Annotated in this window: 21 protein-coding genes and 1 pseudogene; 4 read left to right on the top strand and 18 right to left on the bottom strand. The window is 42.7% G+C overall.

Annotated features, from left to right (window positions below; all coding sequences use genetic code 11):
- Positions 1-478 precede the first annotated feature (478 nt).
- A complete protein-coding gene (gdhA, locus tag HMPREF1863_RS01885; RefSeq protein ID WP_068366879.1) occupies positions 479-1825 on the bottom strand; it encodes an NADP-specific glutamate dehydrogenase in 1347 nt (448 codons plus the stop codon).
- Between the two features lie 447 nt (positions 1826-2272).
- Here gdhA and HMPREF1863_RS01880 point away from each other — a divergent pair, with 447 nt between their 5' ends.
- Positions 2273-3154, top strand: a complete 882-nt coding sequence (locus tag HMPREF1863_RS01880; RefSeq protein WP_068366877.1) for an arginine deiminase-related protein — start codon at positions 2273-2275, stop codon at positions 3152-3154.
- A 42-nt stretch (positions 3155-3196) separates the two neighbouring features.
- On the opposite strand, the gene HMPREF1863_RS01875 is transcribed toward HMPREF1863_RS01880, so the two are convergent.
- From HMPREF1863_RS01875 to sdaAB, 3 genes are all read right to left on the bottom strand, one after another.
- The gene (locus HMPREF1863_RS01875; RefSeq protein ID WP_068366875.1) at positions 3197-3682 is read right to left on the bottom strand and encodes a DUF4342 domain-containing protein; all 486 of its coding nucleotides are present in this window, start codon (positions 3680-3682) and stop codon (positions 3197-3199) included.
- Between the two features lie 116 nt (positions 3683-3798).
- The gene (gene sdaAA, locus HMPREF1863_RS01870; RefSeq protein ID WP_068366873.1) at positions 3799-4671 is read right to left on the bottom strand and encodes an L-serine ammonia-lyase, iron-sulfur-dependent, subunit alpha; all 873 of its coding nucleotides are present in this window, start codon (positions 4669-4671) and stop codon (positions 3799-3801) included.
- On the bottom strand, positions 4665-5360 hold the full coding sequence (sdaAB, locus tag HMPREF1863_RS01865) for an L-serine ammonia-lyase, iron-sulfur-dependent subunit beta (RefSeq protein WP_068366871.1): 696 nt from the start codon (positions 5358-5360) through the stop codon (positions 4665-4667). The genes sdaAA and sdaAB overlap by 7 nt, the downstream gene beginning before the upstream one ends.
- An 88-nt stretch (positions 5361-5448) precedes the next feature.
- Here sdaAB and HMPREF1863_RS01860 point away from each other — a divergent pair, with 88 nt between their 5' ends.
- Both HMPREF1863_RS01860 and HMPREF1863_RS09185 read left to right on the top strand, forming a co-directional pair.
- Positions 5449-6291, top strand: coding sequence for an amidohydrolase family protein (locus tag HMPREF1863_RS01860; RefSeq protein WP_068366869.1), 843 nt, complete (start codon positions 5449-5451; stop codon positions 6289-6291).
- A gap of 95 nt (positions 6292-6386) precedes the next feature.
- Positions 6387-6668, top strand: a complete 282-nt coding sequence (locus tag HMPREF1863_RS09185) for an amidohydrolase family protein (RefSeq protein ID WP_068366867.1) — start codon at positions 6387-6389, stop codon at positions 6666-6668.
- 372 nt (positions 6669-7040) lie between these two features.
- Here HMPREF1863_RS09185 and HMPREF1863_RS01850 read toward each other — a convergent pair whose 3' ends face one another.
- The 12 genes and pseudogenes from HMPREF1863_RS01850 to HMPREF1863_RS01800 form a co-directional block, all read right to left on the bottom strand.
- Positions 7041-7238 carry a DUF3784 domain-containing protein gene (locus tag HMPREF1863_RS01850; RefSeq protein ID WP_332309965.1) on the bottom strand — a complete coding sequence of 66 codons (198 nt, stop codon included), beginning with the start codon at positions 7236-7238 and terminating at the stop codon, positions 7041-7043.
- 101 nt (positions 7239-7339) lie between these two features.
- On the bottom strand, positions 7340-7762 hold the full coding sequence (locus HMPREF1863_RS01845; RefSeq protein WP_068366865.1) for a DUF5301 domain-containing protein: 423 nt from the start codon (positions 7760-7762) through the stop codon (positions 7340-7342).
- 319 nt (positions 7763-8081) lie between these two features.
- Positions 8082-10577, bottom strand: coding sequence for an FtsX-like permease family protein (locus HMPREF1863_RS01840; RefSeq protein ID WP_068366863.1), 2496 nt, complete (start codon positions 10575-10577; stop codon positions 8082-8084).
- A complete protein-coding gene (locus tag HMPREF1863_RS01835) occupies positions 10564-11253 on the bottom strand; it encodes an ABC transporter ATP-binding protein (RefSeq protein ID WP_068366861.1) in 690 nt (229 codons plus the stop codon). The genes HMPREF1863_RS01840 and HMPREF1863_RS01835 overlap by 14 nt, the downstream gene beginning before the upstream one ends.
- A gap of 100 nt (positions 11254-11353) precedes the next feature.
- Complete coding sequence (locus HMPREF1863_RS01830) at positions 11354-12331, bottom strand: sensor histidine kinase (RefSeq protein ID WP_068366859.1); 978 nt, start codon at positions 12329-12331, stop codon at positions 11354-11356.
- Positions 12324-12983 carry a response regulator transcription factor gene (locus tag HMPREF1863_RS01825; RefSeq protein ID WP_068366890.1) on the bottom strand — a complete coding sequence of 220 codons (660 nt, stop codon included), beginning with the start codon at positions 12981-12983 and terminating at the stop codon, positions 12324-12326. Before HMPREF1863_RS01825 ends, HMPREF1863_RS01830 begins: the two co-directional genes overlap by 8 nt.
- 93 nt (positions 12984-13076) lie before the next feature.
- A pseudogene (locus HMPREF1863_RS09425) lies at positions 13077-13130 on the bottom strand (helix-turn-helix domain-containing protein); the annotation flags it as partial.
- A 212-nt stretch (positions 13131-13342) separates the two neighbouring features.
- Positions 13343-14206, bottom strand: a complete 864-nt coding sequence (locus HMPREF1863_RS01820) for a cysteine ABC transporter substrate-binding protein (RefSeq protein WP_068366857.1) — start codon at positions 14204-14206, stop codon at positions 13343-13345.
- A gap of 12 nt (positions 14207-14218) precedes the next feature.
- Positions 14219-14953 carry an amino acid ABC transporter ATP-binding protein gene (locus tag HMPREF1863_RS01815; RefSeq protein ID WP_068366855.1) on the bottom strand — a complete coding sequence of 245 codons (735 nt, stop codon included), beginning with the start codon at positions 14951-14953 and terminating at the stop codon, positions 14219-14221.
- Positions 14953-15630: an amino acid ABC transporter permease gene (locus tag HMPREF1863_RS01810; RefSeq protein ID WP_068366853.1), complete on the bottom strand. Its 678-nt coding sequence runs from the start codon at positions 15628-15630 to the stop codon at positions 14953-14955. The genes HMPREF1863_RS01815 and HMPREF1863_RS01810 overlap by 1 nt, the downstream gene beginning before the upstream one ends.
- Complete coding sequence (locus tag HMPREF1863_RS01805; protein WP_068366888.1) at positions 15596-16270, bottom strand: amino acid ABC transporter permease; 675 nt, start codon at positions 16268-16270, stop codon at positions 15596-15598. The genes HMPREF1863_RS01810 and HMPREF1863_RS01805 overlap by 35 nt, the downstream gene beginning before the upstream one ends.
- 263 nt (positions 16271-16533) lie before the next feature.
- The gene (locus HMPREF1863_RS01800) at positions 16534-17544 is read right to left on the bottom strand and encodes a threonine aldolase family protein (protein ID WP_068366850.1); all 1011 of its coding nucleotides are present in this window, start codon (positions 17542-17544) and stop codon (positions 16534-16536) included.
- Positions 17545-17606: 62 nt separating this feature from the next.
- Between HMPREF1863_RS01800 and HMPREF1863_RS01795 the strand changes: the two genes are divergently transcribed.
- Positions 17607-18689, top strand: a complete 1083-nt coding sequence (locus HMPREF1863_RS01795; RefSeq protein ID WP_068366848.1) for a pyridoxal phosphate-dependent aminotransferase — start codon at positions 17607-17609, stop codon at positions 18687-18689.
- 74 nt (positions 18690-18763) lie between these two features.
- Here HMPREF1863_RS01795 and HMPREF1863_RS01790 read toward each other — a convergent pair whose 3' ends face one another.
- The gene (locus tag HMPREF1863_RS01790; RefSeq protein WP_157065059.1) at positions 18764-23125 is read right to left on the bottom strand and encodes a hypothetical protein; all 4362 of its coding nucleotides are present in this window, start codon (positions 23123-23125) and stop codon (positions 18764-18766) included.
- Between the two features lie 186 nt (positions 23126-23311).
- On the bottom strand, positions 23312-24127 hold the full coding sequence (locus tag HMPREF1863_RS01785) for a copper amine oxidase N-terminal domain-containing protein (protein WP_068366844.1): 816 nt from the start codon (positions 24125-24127) through the stop codon (positions 23312-23314).
- Positions 24128-24292 lie beyond the last annotated feature (165 nt).

Genomic DNA, 24292 nt, shown 5'->3' with positions numbered 1-24292 from the left:
CCTCTGAGCCCTTTCCCTCTTCCCCGCGACATTGTTTTCCGGGTTATGTGAAACCGATTCAAAAAAGAGCTTTGTACGTTAATGTATTTTTAAAAAAATCTTTCAGATAGTTTTTGCAAGAACTCAAGAGGAAAATCCTTCAATAATAAACAGAAAATCTCTTTCTCCTAATAAAAAAACTCGACATTTTTCCATGTCGAGTTTTTTATTCCCCATTCATAAGGAGATCCTTTATAGAATATGCCGGGGAGTCGTGGCGCTTAAAGGCGAGACCGGCGCCTTGAAAAGCTATGTGCTTTCACGCCAAGGGTGACGCTATCCGCCACCCTTATTTTATCAAGTCCTCTCATGTTTTCGTTAACAAATGAGTGACATTTCTGTGGCGTTTTCGTTACAAAAGTCTCCGCCTCTTAAAAGTGCACCAAAAAAGGATTGCGAAGGGCTCGCAATCCTTTTTGATTATGAGATAGTCTACTCTCTAGAATACACCTTGTGCCATCATAGCATCTGCTAAACGTACGAAGCCGGCAATGTTTGCGCCTGCAACGAGGTTGTAGCCTAAGCCGTATTTTTCAGCAGCTTCAACGGACATTTTGTAGATGTTGTCCATGATCATGTGAAGTTGTTTGTCAACTTCTTCTGCCGGCCAGCTCAAACGAGCACTGTTTTGGCTCATTTCAAGAGCGGAACCTGCAACGCCGCCTGCGTTAACAGCTTTAGAAGGAGCAACTACTTTTACATTTTCAATGAGGTAGTTAAGAGCATCGTTGGTGGTAGGCATGTTAGCTACTTCGATGTAGTATTCGATACCTTTTTTAACCATTGCTTCGGCTTCTACCATGGTGATTTCGTTTTGGTAAGCAGCCGGCATAGCGATGTCGTATTCTGCGTTGATCCAGGGTTTTTCACCGGGGAAGAAGTCTACGCCGAATTTGTCAGCGTAATCTTGAACTTTGTCGCGGCCGGAAGCGCGCATTTCGAGCAAGTAGTCAACCTTTTCTACAGTGTTGATACCGTCTTTATCGTAGATGTATCCGTCGGGACCTGCGATAGTAACGACTTTACCGCCGAGTTGTTGAACTTTCTTGCAGATACCCCAGGAAACATTACCGAAACCGGAAACGGCGATTTTTTTGTCTTTAATGTCTTCGCCGAAGTGATCGAGTACGTTTAAGAGGTAGTAAACTGCGCCGTAGCCTGTAGCTTCGGGACGAACACGGGAACCACCGAAGCTGAAGCCTTTACCGGTGAATGTACCGTTTTCGAATTTAGCTTTTAAGTGACGATATTGACCATACATGAAGCCAACTTCTCTAGCGCCTACGCCCATGTCACCAGCCGGAACGTCGGTGTCGGGTCCGATGTAGTGGTAAAGAGTGCTGATAAAGCTTTGGCAGAAACGCATGATTTCGTCATCGCTCTTTCCACGGGGGTCGAAGTCACTACCACCCTTGCCGCCGCCGATGGGGAGGCCGGTCATGGAGTTCTTGAAGCATTGTTCGAAACCGAGGAATTTAATAACGGATTGGTTAACGGTGGGGTGGAAACGAATACCGCCCTTGTACGGTCCAAGTGCTCCGTTAAATTGTACACGGTAACCAATGTTGGTGTGGTATTGTCCTTCATCATCTTGCCATACGACACGGAAGCTGAAAAGACGTTCCGGTTCAACCATGCGGCCGAGTAGGTCGACACGTTCATATTCCGGATGTTGTTCGATAACCGGTTTTAAGGAACCTAATACTTCTTCTACAGTTTGGCAGAATTCAGGTTCGCTTGCGTGTCTTTCTTTAACACGTTCGATTACACTTTCAAGATAGCTCATACAATTTCCTCCTTAAAGAAATTAAGTAGACTTTAAAAGTCTTCGTAAAAAAGCAAAGGATTTCCTATTCATAAAATAAAAAATAAATTTTTATCGCCACGGAATAAAACAATCCTCTCGCTCTAACGTGTTCATCATAACACATAGAAAACGAAATTTCCATGGCGTTTTTATTTTATATACATTTTTAAAATCGTCTGAAAAAGCCATTTTTAGCCGTTGTATTCAATATTTGACAATATGAATCGTTTTCCTTTTTAATTTTGTACATTCTTTTCGTATTTTGAAATGGTGAGTGTAAAAATAGTTATATCGCCTCTAACACTGCTTTTCTGTGGTGTTTTTATGAAATCTTTTTCCAACTTTTCACGTTGCTTTTTCAAAATTTTCCGAGATTTTTTTATTCAACTCGTTTACACTGAATATAGGATTAAAAAGGAGTGAATTATGTTAGCCCATCATATTATTATGGTTAAACCTTCTGCCTTTCGTTTTAATATTGAAACGGCGAAGGACAATAAGTATCAAAGCGACCGAAAAGATCTTGGCGATGTGGCGAAGCGCGCCGAAGAAGAATTCGACGGTTTTGTCTCCGCCCTTCGCGCTGCCGGCGTTCACGTCGACGTTATCGACGATTTTTCAGACGACACGCCGGATTCTATTTTCCCGAACAATACCTTCGTCACATTTCCCGGAAAGCTCTTTCTCTCGCCTATGTACAGCGACAATCGCAAAAAGGAATTTCCGAAATTAAAGACACAATACGAAAAGCTCTTCGACTTTTCCCAATTGGATGTAGTGGATTTTTCGGATGAAAAGGCCGCTCTCGAAGGCACGGGCGCCATGGTCATCGACCGCTTCCGAAACATTTGCTACGCTGCCCTTTCCGCCCGTTGCGACGAGGAACTTCTCCGCCGCTTCTGCAAAACCTACGACTTGCTCCCTGTTCCCTTCCGCGCCCGTCATCACGACGCCCCCGTCTACCACACCAATGTGATCATGACCGTGGCGGAGCACTTCACCCTTATCGCCGACGAGCTCATTACCGAAGGGCGCGACGATGTCATCGGCCGGTTGAAAGCATCGGGCAAGGAGATCATCCCCCTTACATCCGATGAAGTGGATCACTTCTGCGGCAACTGTTTGGAGCTTATGGGAAGGGAACCTCTTCTCATTATGAGCGACAAAGCCTACGACCATTTGGCGCCGGAAAAAATAAAGGCCATCGAAAAGTACAATCGGATTTTACACGCGCCCCTTCCCGTCATTTCCACATTAGGCGGCGGCAGCGCACGCTGCATGATTGCGGAAAATTTTATAGCCCATTAAAAAAGCGAGGCAGGTTTCGACCTACCTCGCTCTTTATTTGCTTTAGCGCATGCGATGTTTGTTGGTAATATAATCTTTTATATTGATGACTCTGCCGTCGTCGAGATAAATGTAAAATTCCCAGCGACTTAACAGGCCGATGCCCACGCCCATGAGCGACGCCAAAGGAGCGATCACCGTCCAAATGGCGCCTAAGTTCATGGACACATTTAAGATGACGTCGTCGTTTTCATCCATGACGATGAGTTTGGTGGCATTGCCTTTTTCCCAAATTTCTTTCACGGCGTCGATAATTTCTTCGCCGATATTAGTAATGGAATCGGCAAAATCTTCCGCCTTGGTTTTTTTCGCGTTTTTAAAATCGAAGCCCGCTTTTTCTTCAAAGCTTTCTTCTTTTTTCTCTTCGCCCATAATTAGGCGAATGGCGCGATCCACATCGCCGTCGCAAGCCAAAAGAGCGTTGCGAACATCATTGTAATCGGCGCCGGTTACGGAAATCACATAATCAATTTTTTCCATGGTAATCATAATCTATTGCCTCCTCAGATGTTTCTCAATGACTTATTGTCATTGTACCCGATAAAAGGGACTTGTGATCGGCAAAAGGTCAGACTTTTACCTTTCTTTACCATGCCTTTGATTTATTAATCGAAAAGTTCGTGACACATTTTTTGTGCCGTGTGGGTTCCCGCCAAACCGCCGATACCCGTTTCCCGTAACGAGGCGGGCATGGCGTCGCCCACTTCTTTCATGGCTTGGCACACTTCGTCGAAAGGCACGATGCTGAACGTGCCGGCGAGGGCCATGTCGGCACTGATCCGCGCATTGGAAACCCCCGATGCATTCCTAAAAGTGCAGGGATATTGGACGAGGCCGCCTAAGGGATCGCAAACCAGCCCTAAAATGTTGACGATGGCAATGGATGCGGCGTTTAAGCAGGCTTCCACATCGCCGCCGTAAAGTTCTGTAAGGGCTGCCGCCGCCATAGACGATGCCGCGCCGCATTCCGCCTGGCACCCCCCTTCGGCGCCGGCGAAGGTGCCGTAGCCGCCGATAAATTGGCCGATGCCGATGGCGGTAAGGAGACCTTTTACGAGATCATCGTCGCTAACATCAATATCTTCCTGTGCCGAAACGAGAGCCGCCGGCACAATGCCGCAACTGCCCGCCGTGGGCGCCGCCACAATAACGTCCATTTTGGCGTTGGATTCGAAAGTGGAAAAAGCCCGCGCCATGGCGCGAAGAGTCTTTTCGTCGGTGACAAATGGCTTGCCGCTCTTCGAATAATCCCATGTCTTTTTGCCGAAGTCGTTAATAATATTTTGCTTTAAACCGGAACCCTCTTCCAACGTACGGGAAGTGGAATCCTTCATGATCGCGAGCATGTGACGAAGCTCGGAAAGGATTTGCTCTTTCTTTTCCGGATCCCCTTTGGATTCTTCTTCCAAAACGTAATCGGAAATCTTCCAGCCCTTTTCCCCGCAGATGTCGATGAGCGCTTGTGCTGTCTTTAGCATAATGCCTCCTGTTCTTCTTCGTCGAACGTGCCGATGTATTTTGCAAATTCAAAGCGATCGTCGCTTAAAATCGGCTCCAGCGTCTTGTGATCTACGGCGTGAGTAATTTCCGTAACGAGGGTCACCGTGTCTTCGATTTTTTTCGTCACCATGGTTTCGATATTGTAGCCGTGATTGGTTAAATTCGTAGACACCATGGCGATGACCCCTTTTTGCTCTTGATATTGTAAAATAAGAGTAGGGTATTCATTTTTAAATTCCACTTCAATATCATTAATGGCGACGATTAAAATATTGCCGCCGCCAATAGACGATCCCGTAACGGAAAGATGGCCCCCGTTATCGTAGTAAAAAACAATTTCCACCGTGTTGGGATGGCGTTCTTCTCCGAGATTGACCTCTTTAAAACTGAAGTCGATTCCCCGCTCCTTGGCGATGTCAAAACTATGCGCCAGGCGATTATCGTCGGGCAAAATGCCGAGAATGCCTGCCACGAGGGCGAGATCCGTTCCGTGGCCCCTATAGGTGGAGGCGAAGGAACCGTGCAGGCGAAACTCCACCTTGTGGAAAGGATCGCCTTCGGAAATAGCGAGGGCGGCGTTACCGATTTTACACGCCCCTGCCGTATGAGAACTGGACGGGCCCACCATGACGGGGCCGATCACATCAAATGCCTTGTATTTTTTCATTGTCTCCTCATTTCGATTAAACGACGGTAATTCTGCTACTTACTTATCCATTCTATCATAGTTTAAAACACATCATCAGGAGGTTCTTATGGCTACACTCACCATTCAAAACGCACATATTTTAGATCCGATTTGCGGAATCGACGCGATACGAACCGTAACCTTCGACTACGACGGGGAAGACAAAACCATAAACGGCGAAGGCTGCTATCTCTTTCCTTCCTTTGTCGACGTCCACGTTCATTTCAGAGATCCCGGCTTTACCCACAAAGAAACCTTGGAAACGGGAAGCGCCGCCGCCCTTCACGGCGGTTTCGGCCACGTCGTGTGCATGGCCAACACGAAACCCGTTATGGCCGGAGAAGAAATCACCGCATTTTACGAGCGGACAAACAAACTCCCCGTTCACGTTTACACCGTAAGCGCCCTTACAGACAACTTAAAAGGAGACGTCCTCGTGGATATGGAAGATGCCGCCCACCGAGGCGCCGTAGGCTTTTCCGACGACGGCTTTCCCCTGGAAAATGTGGCACTCCTAAAAGAGGCACTCCGACGGGCAAAGGCGTTGGATCTGCCCATTAGCTTACACGAAGAAGATCCGAACTACGTCTACAACCCCGGCGTCGACAGCCGTTACGGCGAGCCCTTCGGCTTAAAAGGAGCGGAAGCCATGGCGGAATATTCCCTGGCGGCGCGGGATTTATCCCTCGCCTATTTCATCGGCGCGAAGCTGGACATTCAGCACATTTCCTGCGACCTTACCGCAGGGCTCGTGGACACTTTCGCCGCGGCCGGCGCAAACGTCCTCGGCGAACTGACGCCCCATCACATGACCATGACGGGGGAAGATATTGCAGTTCACGGAACCCTCGCGAAAATGACCCGCCTCTTCGCACGGCGAAGGATCGGGACGAACTGGCGAAATTTGTAGGGAAGAATCACTTCGCCATCGCCACCGACCACGCGCCCCATACCGCCGACGAAAAATCGAAAGAATTCAAAGACGCCCCCTCGGGCATTACGGGATTGGAAACCGCCTTTCCCCTCCTTTACACGGAACTCGTGCAAAAAGAAAAATGCAGCTTAAAGGATCTGGTCACCTCCCTTACCAAAAACCCCGCCACATTCTACAAACTGCCCCACGAAGGCGTTATGGGCGGCGACTTCGTACTCTTTAGCCCCGAAGAAAAAACCGAAATCGACGAAAACTACTTCCACGGCAAAAGCCATAATTCCCCGCTAATGGGAATGACTTTTGACGGGAAAATAAAAGGCGTGTTGACGAAAGGGAGATACTACGAATTTTAAAAGCCTTCATCTTTCAGAGGTGCTCGCGGTGTCACACCGCTTTTCCTATTTCTGCTCCAAAAAACGAGCCTTCACGGCTATTTGAATTAGAGGATTTATAAAACTGAATTAAAGAATATTAGGGACACGATAAAAGGCTATGAGTTTGAATGCTCACAGCCTTTTTTATTTCCGGTTAACATAAAAAATGTTATTCTAAACTTCTTATTCTATCTACAAGACTTTTTCTAGCTGGGCTTTCTATGCAACTTACAGAAACTATTCTAGCAACATTTTCCTTAAATATCCGTATTCCATTGAAAACCGCAAATATTATTGTACCAATGCAAAATACTAACCGTATATTACTAGCTCTTCACAAATCCCAGTCTGTTATTTGAGAATAATCACACAGGTTCCAATCAAAGTTAGGCTAATTCCAACAATAAATTCTACCAACCCAACTCTCCTGGCATCTAATTCTGTTTTTCTACCTGCTTTAGAAGCTTCTTCAAAGCCATTGATTAGGTTATATCTCTTTCGAAAGTAAATCTTATATCCAAATGTAGTAAATGCAACGCCGACAGCCATTAGTATAATTTTTAATATCAACATTTTATTAAACAACTCCATCCTATTTTCGGTTTATTTTAACTTGCAACGCTCACTAAGCATGGCTTTGTTGTATCTCATTATTTAATCAACTTACCACTGATCTCATCAAATGTTTCTTCTTTTAATTTCCAAATACCGGAGTATGGCTGTTCAACGTAGCTACTATTCTTATCTTTATATAAATAGGCAACGCTTGGACTATCTTCTGCATTTTTGTGATGGAATTTAACGGTAAGATAATCATTAATATTTGTAGGTTGATCGTTAACACTTCCCTTGCCGGTATCTTTGGTGTTTTCCTTAATCTCTGCAATGATGCCGGATATTTCATCTTGATTCTCAATTTTCAAACTTTTTCCTGAAGTGTTTTTCATAACTTCAATTTCTTTTATTTCTTCGGCTTTTGGTAGAACTATTTTTTTATTACTGCCATTACTGCCACATGCAGTTAATGACAAAATAGTTATTAAAACGAATGCTATTCCAATATATTTTTTCATGATTTTCATCTCCATTTTCGTTTTATTGTAATGCTATCTCAGTACAATTATTTTCTTTTTTAAGTCTGATTTACCCAATTTCTTTTGAAAGAATAGCTATTGCTTCCGCGTGGCTTGGGTGTTAGTGTGGATAAGGTTTAATATTTCTCAAAAACCTCATATGTGGGAATATATTAATCAATAAGCATTCTATAATTATTATATCATTTTAGAACTAAGAAAAAACAACCCTACATAATGCTCATTGAAAGAGAAACTGGTTTAGAATTTTTTAAATTACATGAAAAAGTCTATGAGTTTAGCGCTCACATCCTTTTTCTTACATACTCTTGAAAGTACTATCCGAGTTTTCGTTTATTGTTTTAAACCCACTTTTTATTGCAAGTAAAACTCCTGCAATCATAAATACAAATACTGTTACTAGAGGGATATAATTTATATTTGTTATCAGGCCTTTTATTGCAAATCCTAGTTCATAGTTGCTCCTGTAGGCTCTAAGTGCAATTCCTATAATGAACATAAAGATATAGGCTAAGAAAATATTTTTAAACAATATTTTCCCCTCTCCGAAGACCATCTTTTCCATTTGTTTTTCTGTCATGCCTGCTGTTGATAGGAGTTTAAAATCATTGGCTCTCGCTTTAAGGTTGCCTTTAAAACTATTATAGGCATTGGAAAGAGCGATGGTTATAAGAATGATTTGGATGCCAAGATTTAATAGTTTTTCATTTCTCGTTTGTTCTTTATTCGTAGCAGCTCTTATAATTTCTGTAGAAGTGCCATGATCTGATTTTGGAACATAGGTCGAAATCACTTTTTCGGCATCTTCAAATACTTTTTCTTTGTTTTTATCGGCTTTGATTTTTACAAAGTAGTAATAAACTGGATTGCTTTCATCTACTCCATACTCATCAATAAATTTCTTCATATTACTTGCGCTTGTGTAGATGGGTATTTCATTGTTATTGTAGGCTTCTAAAGCATAAGGCATTTCTTCTATACTTGCATCTATTTTTAAATTTATTGGCTTGCCTTTTGCGTTATATTTTAAAACAATATCTCCGGATCCCTTATCAGAAATTTTTATATACTCGCTAAAAGCGTATGGTGTTTTATTATCTTTTCTTATCTTATTAAGCAATAAATAAGATGCATCAGAGATGTTATATTCTTTTAAAAGTTTTTCGAAATCCTCATCTGTTAAGGCATATATGTTGGAATATAATTTATCTTCCGGTATTTTACCACTATTTAAAGCTTCATTTAAATCTTTAGAAATAAAGTCCTCATTTTCACCAGCGTAAAATTTTGTATCTACTCTTTGATAGATGTGAAATTGTTCTATACCTTTAACTTTTTCCATATCATTCACGAAATTTTTATCCAAAAAGTCATCTGTATAAATACTAGAGTTAAAATTGTACGGACTTTTATATGAATTATATTTTTCATTCAAAGTTCTATAAGACTGGCTAACCAAAACTGTTGTCAATACAAAGGCTGATAGAACCATGGAAATTACAATAATTCGATAGGTTGAGCGATAAGACCTGTAATAATCTTTTGCTAAAGTCTTTTCTATAGATCCATTTATTTTTGATTTTCCTAATTTTATATTTTTTTCTGTAATACCATTTAAGCCTTCTATTATTTTTATTTTTGCACTTTTCTTTGCAGGAAGCAGTGCTGAAAAATAAACCATTATCAAGGATAACAAAATAATTATTAAAATAGACCCAATACTTGGTATTACTAAATTAAAGCCTGGAGATTTTAGACTTTCTCCTAAAATATTTGATATTTTTTTATAAGAGATAGAATTGTTAAACCACAACAAATATAAGAGCAGATTTGCAAATACCAAAGATAGAATTGTTCCCAAGGCTATTGGTAAGGTTGAAAGTTTAAAAGCTTTCTTTCGAATCATTTTTTTGACCTGCTTATCTGTCATCCCAGTGCTTTTTAATAGAGCAATTTCTTTTAAATCTCTAGTATTCCATACATTAAAAGCACCGTAGATAATAAAGGCAAAAAGTATGGTGAGAAAAAAAGCTATCCCATATTTTTCTATAGCTAAATTTACAACACTTTTAGGTGGAATAATTCCTTTAGGATAAACCATACTGTGCTCTAAAATATCTTTGTTGTAAAATACTCTTCCAATATCTAAGGCTTGTTTCTCATCAATATTCATTTCAGACAAAATTTTTCGAGTCTTTGTATAGGTATCCCTTATGCTTTTATACCAAATCCATGCTTCTATTCCATCATTGTTTTCAAATAGATAATCCTTTTTATTGCTATCTGCTAAACCTATAAGCATAGTATCTTCAAAAGAATATCCATAATCATCGTAAACACCAACTATGGTATATGTCCTTTTATTTTCAATAATCTCAGAACCTAAATCATACTCCTTGTTTTTTATTAAAAATCTCTCTGGTACTAAAAGTTCATTTGAATTTTCTGGTTTTCTACCATTTTTGATTTCATAGCCGAGAAGACCTGCAGAATCTCCAATTTCATATATAACTGCATTTAAGTCTATTTTTATTATTTTGTTGAAAGAAACTTTTTCTATATCTTTATCGTTTCTTAATTTATCATAAAAATTTTCGTCAATTTCAGCTATATCTACATGATAATCTCCAATAGTTTTCTTTACGTATTCATACTGTTCAGTGTTCATTGAGTCGAAAACAAAAATAACAGTTCCTAGTAAAATCACTGCCAAAAGTATGGATATTTTAATAGAAAAACTGTCTTTCTTATTGTTTTTTACAGCTCCATCAGCTAGGTCATTAATGATTTTCATAAGACTCATCTCCCAAGAAACTTAACCTACCATCAATCATCTTATAAACTTTATCACATGCATTCGCAACCTTTTCATCGTGGGTGATAATCATAATCGTAGAGTTCAATCTCTTATTTACTAGTCTAAAAAGTCCTGTGATTTCTTCAGAATTTTTTCTATCAAGATTTCCTGTCGGCTCATCTGCTAAGATTATGGCAGGTCTTGTAATCAAACTTCTGGCAATGGCAACTCTTTGTTGCTCGCCACCTGATAATTGTTTTGGATACCTATCAAGCTTTCCTTCTATTCCTAGTATAGATAAAATTTCCTTTAAATATTCTTCATCTACCTTTTTATTGTCTAACAAAAGAGGAAGCAAAATATTTTTTCGAACGTTGATGTTTGGAATCAAATTAAAAAATTGATATACAACGCCTATATTCCTTCTACGAAAGATTGTCATCTCATCGTTGTTAAATTTGGTAATATTTTTATCTTGAATAAATATATCACCACTTGTTGGTGTATCTACTCCTGCAAGTAAATGAAGTAGTGTAGATTTACCGGAGCCACTGTCTCCAATAATGGCGACCAGGTCTCCTTTTTCCAGTTCAAAATTTACATTTGAAAGGGCATTTACTTCTACTCCACCCTTATATGTTTTTGTTAAATCAACTGTTTTTACTATATTCATATTGCATCCTCCTTAACTTGTCTAAAGGATAATGGACTTAAGTGACTGGAAAGTGACTAGAAAAAAATGACTGTGCTTTATTTACACAGCCATAATTAAATCAGTTATAAAATCTTAGTTCAAAGGCATTTGATTTTTTCCCTCTGTGATATAAAAGCTCTCCATTTTGTCTTTCCATAACAGATTTTGCCATAGGAAGCCCGATACCATAGCCTTTTGAATTTGGATCCACCTTATAAAAACGTCTAAAAACTTTCTCTAACATTTGTCGATCTAAACCATTTGAGAAATCTTCCACTAATATGCTCTTATATAAGTTTGTTTCTTTTAAGTAAATTTCTATATGTCTATCTTCTGTTGCCTCTATTCCGTTTTTCATTACATTAAATAATGCTTCATAGGTCCATTTCTTATCGCACACAAGACCATAATCTTCTCCATAAATAGGAATTTCAATAGTATCGCTGATAAAATAATTTTTTAGCTTTCGAATGATATCTTCAATTAATTCTTGGGCAGATATACTATCTTTCGCCATTTCTATTGTGCCGGAATCAAGGGCCGCAAGTTTTAATAAAATATCAGATAAGTTGTGGAGTCTAAGTAAATTATCTTTGAGTCTATCTATATATTCTTCAGAAAGCTCGTCCTCTTCGTCTTCTAATAAGTCCAGTAATAATAAAGAACCAGTCAACGGAGTTTTAATTTGATGGGCAATATCTTCAGTATATTCTCTTAAAGTTTCCTTATTTTTCTCTGCATTTTCGGCTATTCTCTTGTTTTCTATAATGATTTTAATAATTTCATCTCTAAGTTTTCCAAATTCATCGTCTATAATTTCATAATTATCTGAGTCTATGTCAAGTGAATGAAGGAGTCTAAATATATTATTGATTTTATCCTCAAGAACTTTTTCTTTTTCCTTTTCAATTTTAGAAATAACTATAAACAAAATTACATTTATCACTAGAAAGCCAATAAGTGTTAGAATATCAAATCTTGGATTGAGATAAATTACAAACAAAGACATTAGTAGATTTAAAATGAAGACAAGTAAAATACTTTTGCTTTTATTCATTGTCCCACCTATAGCCTATTCCTCTAAGAGTTTTTATATGGTTGCCATAATTACCAAGCTTAGATCTCAATCTTTTTATAGTGACAGTCAGCGTATTATCATTTACTTCATAAAAATCATAACCCCAAACATAATCTAAAATTCGCTCTCTCGATAGATTTATATTTTGATTTTCTAAAAGCATTTCCAAAACAGCAAACTCTTTTAAGTTAAGGTCTAAATCCTTTCCATCTATTGAAGCTTGTTTTGAAAGAAGATCTAAAGATAAATTTTCAAAAGTCAGCTCCTCTACTTTTTTTATTTTTCTGCTAAAGACATTGTCTATTCTCGCCTTTAGGACAGGAAGAGAGAAAGGCTTTGTAATATAATCATCCGCTCCTTGAGAAAGGCCTTTTATAACATATTCGTCTTCGTCTTTTACAGTAAGCATTATGACGGGAAGATTAGAAAATCCCCTCAGCCACTTTAGAAAATTAAAGCCTGACCCATCAGGGAGATTGGCATCAAGAAGAATTAAGTCAAAGTCATTAAAATTTATATTTTCTGTCTGAGAAAGATGATTATAAATTATAGTTTCAATATTCTGTTTGTTTAAGTAAGTTTTAACAGCAAAGGAAATTGTGCTGTCATCTTCAATCATTAGTATTTTCAATTCTATACTCCAATACTTCCGATATATCACACTAAACTGCCTGCAAATTCTGCCAAGTATATCCATGCTCACATTCTCATCTCGTCCCATTTTAGCTATGGTATGAGGCGTTGTGTCGACGGCTTTTTGTAGGTCTATTTTATTCATCTTTTCATCTATTAATTCTTCCATGATATTATACTACCTTTAGTAACGCAATCTTTCCATTTCTCCATTTCTCTCAATCAAACGCGCTGTTTATATAAGAGCCGTTAGGCAGATCTTTAGATATGTTTCTCGACCATAAAAAAATCGGCACGAAGTTCTATGCTTTCATGCCGATTTTAATTCTTATCATAGAGCCTTCGCGGCTCGTTTTTTTATTGCAAATATCCGTCCGGTTTCGCTTCCACGACCATGTCTTCCGGTTTGGCGGCATCGCCGTAGGTGGGGGCTAGTGTTTCGTTATAGGCTTTGGTGAAGAATCCTTCGCCGTAAAGTGTTTCGATAAGTCCGTTGACGAAATCGAGCATTTCTTTGTTGCCTTTTTTTACGGCCGGCGCGATGTAGTCCACGTCGCCTAAGCTTTGTACGCCCACATCGAAGCCCGGGTTTTCCACAGCCCACGCCAAGACTTCCGTGTTGTCCGTACTCATGGCGTCGCCTCTGCCGTCTAATAGGGCGCTGTAGGCTTCGGCGTATTGATCGTATTTTTGCAGTTTCACTTCGGGATGTTCTTTGGTGAAGTAGGTGTCGGCGGTGGTGCCTTTGCTGACGATCAGGGTTTTGTCTTTCAGTTGCGCCACATCGGTGATGTTGCCTTTAGGGGATACGATCCCTAAGGAAACTTTCATGTAGGGCAGAGCGAAATCTACTTGTTCTTTCCGCTCGTCGGTCACCGTAAAGTTGGCGAGAAGTAAGTCGATTTTGTTGGCGTTTAAATATTCCACGCGGCTTGCCGCTTCTACGGGAACGTAGTTTACTTTGACGCCAAGTTCTTTTGCGATGCGATTGCCGAGGGCGATGTCGTAGCCTTGGAATTCGCCTTTATCGTCGACGTAGCCGAAGGGTTTTTTGTCGCCGAAGACGCCGATGGTAATTTCGCCGGATTTTTTTATTTCGTCGATGGTGCGGGTCTTCCCTGTATCAGCCGCCGCTTCCTGTCCTTCTTCTTTTACGCTTCCGCAGCCTACGAGACCGATGGCCAAGAGAGCGATGAGTAGTAGTGCAGATAGTTTTTTCATTGTATTCCTCCTTTAGTGATAATGAAAACCTTCTAAAAATTGACGGGCGCGCTCCGTCTTCGGATGCTCAAAGAATGTTTCCGGATCGGAATCTTCTACGATGGCGCCGTCTTCTAAAAAGAGTATGCGATCGGCGACTTGCCGCGCAAATTCCATTTCGTGGGTGACGATGAGCATGGTTTTTCCCTCTTCCGCCAGCTCGCCGACGAGGGCGAGGACTTCTTGTACCATTTCGGGATCCAGGGCGGCGGTGACTTCGTCGAATAGATAGATGTCGGGATCCATAAGCATGGCGCGTAAGATGGCGACGCGCTGTTGCTGTCCGCCGGAAAGGTTGGCCGGGTAGCTTTTCGCCTTGTCGCCGAGGCCCACCCGCTCTAAAAGGGCGAGCGCTCTTTCTTCCGCCTGTTTTTTATCTTCCCCTTTCGCCTTTATGGGGCCCAGGGTCAGATTGTCCAACACGTTCATATGCCCGAAGAGTTCGTAGGATTGAAAGACCATGCCGATTTTTTTGCGCACGTCGGGCATTTCTTTTTCGCTCTTTACGACGCTTTCCCCTTTTAGGAGGATGTCACCTGCGCTAATGCGCTCCAGGCCGTTAATGCAACGAAGAAGGGTGCTCTTTCCGCAGCCCGAGGGCCCCAAAATGGCGAGTACGTCGCCTTTTTCAACTTTCAGGGAAAAATCGTTCAGTATTTCCAATTCACCGTAGTGTTTGGTAATACCCTTTACTTCTAAAATGGCCATTATGCCTCCTTCCATTTTCGCTCCAGTTTGCCTGCCAGTGTAGAGAGTGGATAGCAGATTGCAAAGTAGAGAATAAAGATGACGCCGTAAATCCAAAGGGCGGCGGTGGGGATTTCAAGCCGCGTGGCTTCGATGATTTGTTGGCCGGTTTTTATAACTTCGATGACGCCGATTAAGGCGATGAGGGATGTGGTTTTAATCATGCGGGTGACTAAGTTCATGGCTTGAGGAATCAGGCGGCGAAGGGCCTGGGGCAAAATAATGTAGCCCATGGTTTGCAGCCGCGTAAGGCCGATGGAGGCCGCCGCTTCGTATTGGTGTTTCGGAATGGATGAAATGGCGCCGCGCACCAAATCTCCCATTTCCGCCGTACCCCAAAGGGTAAAGACGATGATGGCCGCGTGAAAGCCTGAAATGTGAATGTTCAGAGCTTTTGCCAAGCCGAAGTACACGATAAAGAGGAGCACGAGTTGGGGCATGAGCCGCATAAATTCTAAATAGAGTTTGCTCACGGCGCGAATGATCTTCGATTCTTTTGTCATGATCCAGCCGAAGATCAGGCCGAAGAAAATGGAAAGGGCCACGGAAAGGATGGAGACGAGGATGGTGACCCAAAGGCCGCCGAAAAGACGACTCCATGTATTAGGATTTGCTAAGAGCGCTGCGCCCGATACCATGGCGTAACCTCCTTTCGAGTAGAGAAAAGAAAACGGCGACGGGTACGAGGATAACTAAATAGCTTAAAACTAAAAGGAGCAGTGCCTCGTCGGTTTCGTAATAGATGCCGATTAAATCTTTCGCCACATACATTAAATCGGCGAGGGCTACGGCGCTGAACACGGAGGTTTCTTTCAAGAGGAAAATCATGTTCGCCCCGATGGAGGGCACGGCAATGGCCATGGCCTGGGGCAAGATGACGTGGCGGAGCATGGCGCTTTTCGTAAGGCCGATGCTTTTCGCCGCTTCGATCTGCCCTTTGGACACGGCCTCGAGGCCCGAGCGGAAGGATTCCGCCATGTAACTCGCCCCTAAAAAGATGAGGCCCGCCACGGCACAGGTTTCCGACGATAAAACGATGCCGATTTTCGGCAGCCCGAAGTAGAGAAAAAACAATTGAATCAAAAGGGGCGTGTTTCTCGAAAGTTCGATATAGCATTTTGTGATTCCGTTTAAGACGGGGATTTTTTCGACCCGTATAAAGGCGAGGATAAGACCGATGACGAGGGAACCTCCTACGCCCATCAGCCCGATTCGCACCGTAAGCTTGGCGGCTTCCGCGTAATGGGGAAGCATTTCAAGCATGAATGCCCAATTCATGGCAACTCCTTTCAGACAACAAAAAAAGCGAGCTTTCGCCCGCTCTTCAAATGATGAAATTAACGCCTTTTACGGTCGCCAAAAACAAAACATTTGCGCAGGCAAATAAGCCGTACAACAAGTACAGCAACATGCGCAGATGGACATGTTTTGTTTCTTTTTAATCATCATGGTTCTCTTTCCTTTTTGTTTTAACTTTCGTTAAGGATAACACGGTAAAGCGTTGTTGTCAAACTCTTTTAGTCGGAATTGGATTTTTTCCCTTACTTTTTTAAGACCGCAAGGAGTTCTGCGATTTCTTCGTCTTTGGTTTCGTAAGTGGTGACGAAGCGAACCAGCGTCTTTTCCCCTTCTCTTGCGATTTCAAATTGGCCGGCTTCGCGAAGGCTTTCAATTTTTTCCCTTTCCACTTCCACAAAAAGCTGATTGCTTTCCAAGGGATAAATGGGGGTGTAGCCGATGGTATCCAATGCGCTGTAAAGTTTTTTCGCCATAGCGTTGGCTTTTTTGGCAATGTCGAAGTAAAGATTATCCTCAAAAAGGGCTTCAAATTGCGCCCCTAAGAGAAAGCCTTTGGCGAGAAGGAGGGATTGCTGCTTTTGGTAATAGATAAACTCGTCGGCGAGGCGTATGTTGGAAAATACGAGGGCTTCACCAAAGAGGGCGCCGTTTTTCGTGCCGCCGACGGAGAAAATATCGGCATAGTTCGGATAATCGGCGAGGGTTAAATCGCTCGCCTCGCTCATAAGGGCGCTGGCCATGCGAGCGCCGTCGATATAGACGAGAAGCTCGTGGCGATCGGCCACTTCCCGAATGGCTTCAAGTTCTTTTTTCGTGTAGACCCTGCCGGTTTCCGTGGCGTTGGAAAGATAAATCATTCCCGGAAGTACATTGTGGAAACTGCCGAAGCTTTCCAAGTGATCGTTTAATACATCAGGATCGAATTTTCCGCTTTCCGTAGGTACGGTAATAATTTTATGGCCGCCGCTTTCCACCGCCCCCACTTCGTCGCCGACAATATGGCCGGAATCTGCCGAAACTACCGCCTCGTGTGGCAGGAGTCGAAAGCCGATGGCGAGAGTATTGGCCGCCGTCCCGCCGGGTACGAAATGCACGGGGTAATGTTTCCCAAGGGCTTCGCCGATGAGTTTCGCCGCCCGCTCCGTGTGGGGATCAAATCCGTAGCCTACGTTATTTTCCCCCTGCACGGCCATAAGTTTTTCCAAAACCTTCGGGTGGCAAAGGTCGTGGTAATCGTTTCTGAAATTAAACATAAGCACCTCCATATTGTCTTTTTATTGGCGTCATTATATCATAGCGTAGAAAAGGAGGTCCTATGAAAAAACATTCCCACGGAGCCGATCTTTACGATTTAGAAACGAAATACCAATGGCGAGCCGACGACATTCGCGATTTTTCTTCAAATATTAATCCTCTGGGTCCTTCACCGAAAGCCCTTACGTACTTCCGCGATCATTTAGCCGCCCTCTCCCGCTACCCCGATCCCGAATACAGAAAACTGCGGGAAGCCATCGGCCGCTACGTCCACGCATCTGCCGACGATGTCCTTTTGGGAAGCGGCACCTCCCAATTAATACAAGCCTATATCGCCTACATGAAGCCGAAAAAGGCACTTCTCAACAGCCCCTGCTACAGCGAATACGAGCGTGAGCTTGAAAAAAACCGCGCCCACATCATCGAATACACCCTCGATTACCACGCCAATTTTAAAATCGACGTAGACGAGGTGATCCGCATAATTCGGGAGGAAGGTATCGATCTCTACGTCCTTACCAATCCCAATAATCCTACGGGATCGATTTTGACCCGGGTGGACATCGAGCGGATTTTAGACGAAACCGACGTTCATATGCTCGTGGACGAAACCTATATCGAGTTTACCGATCGCGGCGTCTATTCCGCAGCCGCCCTCGCCACCCAAAGGAAAGACCTCTTCGTCGTGCGAGGTACGAGTAAATTCTTCGCCACGCCGGGCATTCGACTGGGCTACGGCTTAACGGGAAATCCCCATATAAAAAACGCCCTCGCAGAAACCCTCTCCATGTGGGGAATTAATGTGGCGGCGGAAATCATGGGGCGGATTATGTTTTCAGACGAAAACTACCGCGCCAAAACCTATCATCTGGTTCAGGAGGAGAAGGAAAAACTCTGCGCGGGCCTGGAGGCCATCGACTCCTTAAAAGTCTTTCCCTCTTACGGCAACTTCGTCCTCGTTAAAATCAAAGACCGCTCCCACACCGCCAAAGAACTTCGGGAAGCCCTTATGGAAAAGAAACTCATCATTCGCGACTGCACAAGCTTTCGCAATTTAGATTCCCGCTTCTTCCGATTCTGCATTTTAGATGAGAAATCCAACGACGTCCTGCTCAGCGAAATCCGAAAATTCTTTAAAAAGTAGACACGAAAAAACCTGCTCCATTACGAAGCAGGTTTCTTTTTTTGAGGTTATTTTACACGCCATTCCATTTTAAATTAATGTTTCTTTCTACGGATATAACCGAGGCCCATACTCGATGACAACGCCAGCATCATATAAGGCATGACAGATCCTACGCCCGTTTGGGGAGGTTCTCCCGGTTTTCTGGGCGGAACGACCGGCGGTGTTTTCGGCGGCTTTTCCGGTACTTCCGGAGGAGTCGGCGGCGTCACCGGAGGTTCTTCGGGCGTTTCCGGAGGTGTTGTCGGCGGTTCGTGAGGCGGTTCGTGAGGCGGTTCATGAGGAGGCTCGTGAGGAGGATTATGAGGCGGCTCTTCCGGCGGTTTTTCCGGAGGAAGTTCCTGATTGGTTACTTTAAAAATGTATTCGTAGAGCGGCTCTGCTTTTTTTACATCTTCACCAAATGTCTCAATAGCCTGTCCATCCTTATCCACTACATCAAAGACCTTGACGAAATTTCCGTCCGCTAAAACATTGGGGATGTACAAGGAGTACACGCCGTTTTCATCTTTTTTCAAATATAGATTTAGCGTTAAATCCTTGCAGCCCACGTCATTTTTGATGACATTGTAGTATTTCACCTTCACGGGATGCCCATGATTATCTACGAGGATTTTTTTATCCTCATCATACCCAAAAAACATATTATCCGCTTGTAACTCGTTGATCGGCCCAAACTCATCCATTCGTGAAGTCCACTTCATCGTCTTACTATCTTTTAATGTTCCGTCTACAAATAATTTAACGGTAATATCGCCCATAAATATTTTAAATGGACCCGGGGCGTTGTGTTGCCCGTCTTCATCGATATAAGCATTGAGTTTACGCAGGCGGAACTGAAGGGGCACCGGCTTTTCGTTGTCGTCATTTTTAACGTCATTGGGGTTTTTAAGGACTCTTTCAAACGTATAGGACGTTTTAAAACCTTTCAGAGCTTCTTCTTCAATACCATAGGCTCCCTTTTCCAACAATATGGGATCCAGTTCGGTAATAATGCCCTTCCAATTATCTTTTTTCGTTAATGTGACGATTTTATAAATGGGATAGACTTTTCCATTCTTATCCCGCTTATAGTCTACAACGATCCTCTTGCCATCTTTTAAAACATAAAATGTAACGGATTCCGGTATTTCTCTGTGTTTTACTTCAACATTTTTTGATTCATTGCCGAGAGCTTTTTTAATCTCGTCTTCCGTCAACATCTTCCATGTTTTTTTAATTTTAGCTTCGGCAAAAGGACTGTTGTTGATGGTAAATTCATAACCATAGGGCTCGACGACGAGGGGGCCTCCCTTTTCTTTATGGTCAAGTATCAGCCCGCTATAATTGTCACCACTATCGTAATCTTGGATAAATAAATAGGGAACGTGGAAGACAATGCCCCCATCTACTTTTTCCACAAAAATCGCATATTGGCTCTTCGTCGACAAGTAACCAAAATAGCTATTTTTCAAAGCATCCTGACCATATTCAATAACATACCTTGGATTCTTTTCGTCGATGCCGTAGTAAGCCGCATTTACGAATTTATTATTTAAAATGGGGTGAACAAATTCCGAGTGAATACTTGTATCGTCTCCCAATCGCTTGCTCTTACCCAGGTATGTGGCGGTGCCGTCTTTATTTAATTCATAGAAATAGAAGTCCGCGCCGTGATTGCGTTTGTCTCCTTCCGGCCAATTCTTGCTTTGATCCTTCGTTATCGTCAACTTTCCATATTGCGTCGACGATCCCTTTTCTGTTTGAACGACATGAGTGGCATATCCAGTTTCTCTTTCGACGATCAAATACTTCAAACCGCGCTTGGCCAGGTCTTCGTTACTGAAAGGTAACCCATGATCTTCTGCAATGGGAAGATCCTTGTTTTGGCTCTTCTTCCATTCGGAGAATCGAGCTTGCCAATCATTTTCTTTACTTAAAATAACTTCGCCGTACTTGAATAAGTTGTTGTCGAATCCGTATTGACTGCGAACGTAAACTTCATCCGCTTCTTTCGGAACGATGAAAATATCGATGTGGAGCTTCTTGTTTTCGTATTCTTTTTTATCGATATCCTTGTGCCATTTCTTTTTAAAGGTAAAATCGATCGTTCCCTTATCTCCCGTCGTAAGGTTGGCATTGGAACCGACCCCTCCGCCATAGGAAGCGCGATTACCCAAGATAAAGGCATTGGCATTGGACCATGCTTCTTTTATAAGTTTGTCGGAGTAAACCGCACGAAGGTACATCGTTTCATCTGTATAGGACATCTTACCGGGAATGAATTGTTTATTATTCTTTCTATCATCATTTAAAAACTTAATGATGTTGTCCTTTTCTGTAATGGGCGAGACGTGAGAATAAAAATTTCTGTGTATGTCCTTTCCATTGAGACGAAATTGACCTGCCCTTTTAGCAAAGCTAATATCGTCGCCTTTTCCTGCGGCTTTATTATTGTAAATATAGAGGGAGTGTCCGTCGCCGAAGTGAATATAGCCCGTGGGGCAATTCCAAAGACCGCCACCGGCAGCAGGCCCGCCCCAGTATTCGTCTTGAGTAGAAACAGAGCCTATATATGCATTATTTTCCGTCACCAGCATATGGTTCGGTTTATTCACTCTGGGCGGGAAAGAATAATAAATTCCTCCACCCCACTTGGACGCACGATTATCTAAAATCATGACGCGGTTTAAGCCTACGTATTCAGAATCGATAAATAGCCCGCCGGCTGCCCACGACGAATAGTTGTCGTAAATCAGACCGCCGTTAAAATTGGCTTCTCCCTTGTTTTTAGCTACGTAATTTTTGTAGTCGGAATAGGTATTCGACCATTCATCTCCTATTGCATTTGAATTGCTGGCTATGAATCCGTCACCTATATAAACACCACCGGCGCCGCCATCACTGGGGCCTCCGTAATTTGAGTTGGCGGCAATGATGCCGTCTTTTAAAGTGAAGGTACCGCCACTAAATACTGTAACGCCCCCTGAAAATTTCAAAGAACCATTCGTCCGGTTACCTATAATGTAGCCGCCATTCATTTCTGCAATGGCCGCAGACTCAGGATGCTCAAATAAATTTTCTTTTTCACCCGTAGAGAGTTCTCCCACAAAAAGAGCTGCCGAAGTACCAATATTGTGATCGAGCATCCCATTATTGAAAACGAATTTTGACCCTCTATCTACATAAACACCGCCTGTGGTAAACGGAATCTGGCGCGACGCCGATTCCACTTCATTAGAGGAAATGCGGCCGCCGTTCATAGTAAATTCAGCGCCTTTATGGAGATAAACTGAACCGGTGTAACGGGCTTCGTTCTTTCCGTTGGCAATCACGCCGTTGTTCAGCGTAAGCTTACCGCCGTCCTGAACAGTGAAAAAAGATCCCTCTTGATCGGATGTAACCTTTCCCTTATTTCCGTCAAAATTTATGGAATTGTTTTGATCACCGAGTGTTAATTTTCCAAAAACATTGAACAGAGTGCCTTTAAACCCGGTGCCCCCACTCAGTTCAGATCTCTTAAGGACAATGTCCTCCTCTTTAAAAACGTAGTTCCACGTTGCGTTGTAGGCTCTTCCGGTTTTTTCGATATTTTCTTCAGCCTTTTCAACAGCTTCTTTTCCACGTTTTCTCGCTTCTTCAATAACCTCTCTTTGTTTCGCTTCGCCTTCCTTGGCGTAGTCTTTCGGCTGTTCGATCTTTTTCCAAGGATCGTCCATTTTCTTGCCGTCATTTGACGTCAACACAATGTTTTGATCTTTCTCAATGGTTAAGGTTTCGGTGATTTCAAATCCTTTGGTGATGATAATTTTAGTAGGGTTGTTCTTTGCCTCTTTGAGCTTTTGTTTTAATTCCTCAAAAGAACCTACCATCACCTCATTGTATTTTATCTCCCCGTCGTTTTGGGGAGCGGGATTCCTCAACATTTGCGGGTTCAAAACGGTACCTTGTTTCAAGACCTTCGTCTCGTTATTCCCAGCCGCTTCGGCTTTCCCTTTTTCTTCCTTACCACGTTTTGCATGATTCGTTTTGGAAGCTGTGTCCTCTTTTTTTATTTCTTTCGGTTCTTCTTTTGCAACATCAGCTTCATTTTTAGAATCCTCTTTCGCCGGTTCCTCTTTTTCGGTTTCGGCGGCTTTAATTGCTTCCGCTTTTTCCGAACCCTCACTGGCGGATTTTTCCTTTGCACTCGATTCTACAGCTGGCAGTTCTGCCGCTGTTGCATCCGGTTCTTTCTCATTTGTCTTCGGCTCGGCTTCTTTCTGCGCAGGTGCTTCTTTCTTTTCTGAAATCGTCGCTGCAGCTTCTTGCCGAGTTGTCTCCGGCTCTGCTACATCCGTTGCAGACTGAGCATACACGGCTCCTCCGCTCGGTAACAAGAGCAACACGAAGAGCAACAAAATACGTAATCTTCTCACTGCCTCTTCCTTTCTGGTTTATATCGACGAGAACTTTATTCATCATAAAAAATATTGTTTTTCACAACTATTATATACCTATACATTCCTATCACCAACATATTCCCGCCTTTTATTCTATAGAACGTTTCTATTCAATTTTTAATCACGAAAAAACCTGCTCCTATTTTGAAGCAGGTTTCTTTTTTATTTCAATGAAACGCGTTCCAGCGTCTTTACGGTTTTTAAAATGTCTTTAATTTGTTCTTTCGATTGTTCGTAATCCGCCTTCAGTTCCGAGGCTGCATCGTCGCTAATACCTGAATTTTCAGCATATGTGAACACGAGGTAGCCGCCGGGAAGTTGCGTGAGTAAAATCATGGAGCAATCGGCGCAAGAGGGATCCGTTACTTTGGAAATAGTGCCGATGCGGCCGATGTGATCTGCTTTGCGGTAATTGTTCTTATCGTAAATGCGCACTTCGCCGCCGTCGTCTTCGATGACGTAGCGATTTTTATCCGCTTCGGGAATTTCAAAAGAATAGCCGGCTTTGGTGGCGACGCGGATCTCGTCATTGGAGGGTGCGCCGTTTAAATAGCTGCCGATGACGACGACGCGGGCATCCTTTCCCCAATATACTTCCTTGCCGAAGGCTTCGGCAACGTAACGCAGGGGCAGGTACACCGTGTCTCCATTTTTAAAAGGCGCCACATCCATTGCCACGGTGTCGTCCCCTTTTTTATATTCTTTTTTGTCCACTTCCATGGTGACCGTCTGGTCGCCGGAAGTTAGTTTCATTTTTTTGCCGGATTTGTCTGCGGAAATCGTAAAGGCTTTTGCTTTTTCAAGGAGAGAGACGGGGATGTACGTTCGGCTGTCTTTCACAAATGTTTCCACATTGCCCTTTTCATTTAAACTATATCCGTCCATATAAGCGTGAACGGTGTCGGTGGGCAATGACTCGGCAAAAATACCTTGGGGAATCAACAAAAGAAACAATAAAACTACAGCGATCTTTTTCATGACGTACCTCCTTCCTCGCGCAGACGATCTGCGCGTCGAAGGCCCCAACCCGTACAATCGGGTAATTTAAAGGCCTTCATCCTCTCTCGTTCAGGTCGAGTGTACACCCTGCGCCCGAATAAAACAAGCCTTTTCCTTTATAATTTTTCGTCATCTTGTATTTTC

It is taken from the genome of Aedoeadaptatus coxii, from assembly GCF_001553115.1.
GTDB lineage: Bacteria > Bacillota > Clostridia > Tissierellales > Peptoniphilaceae > Aedoeadaptatus > Aedoeadaptatus coxii.
This window is presented reverse-complemented; position numbering and strand designations above follow the sequence as displayed.

What these genes read in the sequence shown, in the direction of transcription:
- HMPREF1863_RS01785 (WP_068366844.1), bottom strand. Translation starts at nt 24,127, where the DNA reads ATGAAAAAGATCGCTGTAGTTTTATTGTTTCTTTTGTTGATTCCCCAA.
- gdhA (WP_068366879.1), bottom strand. Translation starts at nt 1,825, where the DNA reads ATGAGCTATCTTGAAAGTGTAATCGAACGTGTTAAAGAAAGACACGCA.
- HMPREF1863_RS01875 (WP_068366875.1), bottom strand. Translation starts at nt 3,682, where the DNA reads ATGATTACCATGGAAAAAATTGATTATGTGATTTCCGTAACCGGCGCC.
- HMPREF1863_RS01800 (WP_068366850.1), bottom strand. Translation starts at nt 17,544, where the DNA reads ATGTTTAATTTCAGAAACGATTACCACGACCTTTGCCACCCGAAGGTT.
- HMPREF1863_RS01805 (WP_068366888.1), bottom strand. Translation starts at nt 16,270, where the DNA reads ATGAATTGGGCATTCATGCTTGAAATGCTTCCCCATTACGCGGAAGCC.
- sdaAA (WP_068366873.1), bottom strand. Translation starts at nt 4,671, where the DNA reads ATGCTAAAGACAGCACAAGCGCTCATCGACATCTGCGGGGAAAAGGGC.
- HMPREF1863_RS01845 (WP_068366865.1), bottom strand. Translation starts at nt 7,762, where the DNA reads ATGAAAAAATATATTGGAATAGCATTCGTTTTAATAACTATTTTGTCA.
- sdaAB (WP_068366871.1), bottom strand. Translation starts at nt 5,360, where the DNA reads ATGAAAAAATACAAGGCATTTGATGTGATCGGCCCCGTCATGGTGGGC.
- HMPREF1863_RS01820 (WP_068366857.1), bottom strand. Translation starts at nt 14,206, where the DNA reads ATGAAAAAACTATCTGCACTACTACTCATCGCTCTCTTGGCCATCGGT.
- HMPREF1863_RS01815 (WP_068366855.1), bottom strand. Translation starts at nt 14,953, where the DNA reads ATGGCCATTTTAGAAGTAAAGGGTATTACCAAACACTACGGTGAATTG.
- HMPREF1863_RS01850 (WP_332309965.1), bottom strand. Translation starts at nt 7,238, where the DNA reads ATGGCTGTCGGCGTTGCATTTACTACATTTGGATATAAGATTTACTTT.
- HMPREF1863_RS01830 (WP_068366859.1), bottom strand. Translation starts at nt 12,331, where the DNA reads ATGAATAAAAGCAAAAGTATTTTACTTGTCTTCATTTTAAATCTACTA.
- HMPREF1863_RS01795 (WP_068366848.1), top strand. Translation starts at nt 17,607, where the DNA reads ATGAAAAAACATTCCCACGGAGCCGATCTTTACGATTTAGAAACGAAA.
- HMPREF1863_RS01810 (WP_068366853.1), bottom strand. Translation starts at nt 15,630, where the DNA reads ATGGTATCGGGCGCAGCGCTCTTAGCAAATCCTAATACATGGAGTCGT.
- HMPREF1863_RS01840 (WP_068366863.1), bottom strand. Translation starts at nt 10,577, where the DNA reads ATGAAAATCATTAATGACCTAGCTGATGGAGCTGTAAAAAACAATAAG.
- HMPREF1863_RS01880 (WP_068366877.1), top strand. Translation starts at nt 2,273, where the DNA reads ATGTTAGCCCATCATATTATTATGGTTAAACCTTCTGCCTTTCGTTTT.
- HMPREF1863_RS01835 (WP_068366861.1), bottom strand. Translation starts at nt 11,253, where the DNA reads ATGAATATAGTAAAAACAGTTGATTTAACAAAAACATATAAGGGTGGA.
- HMPREF1863_RS01860 (WP_068366869.1), top strand. Translation starts at nt 5,449, where the DNA reads ATGGCTACACTCACCATTCAAAACGCACATATTTTAGATCCGATTTGC.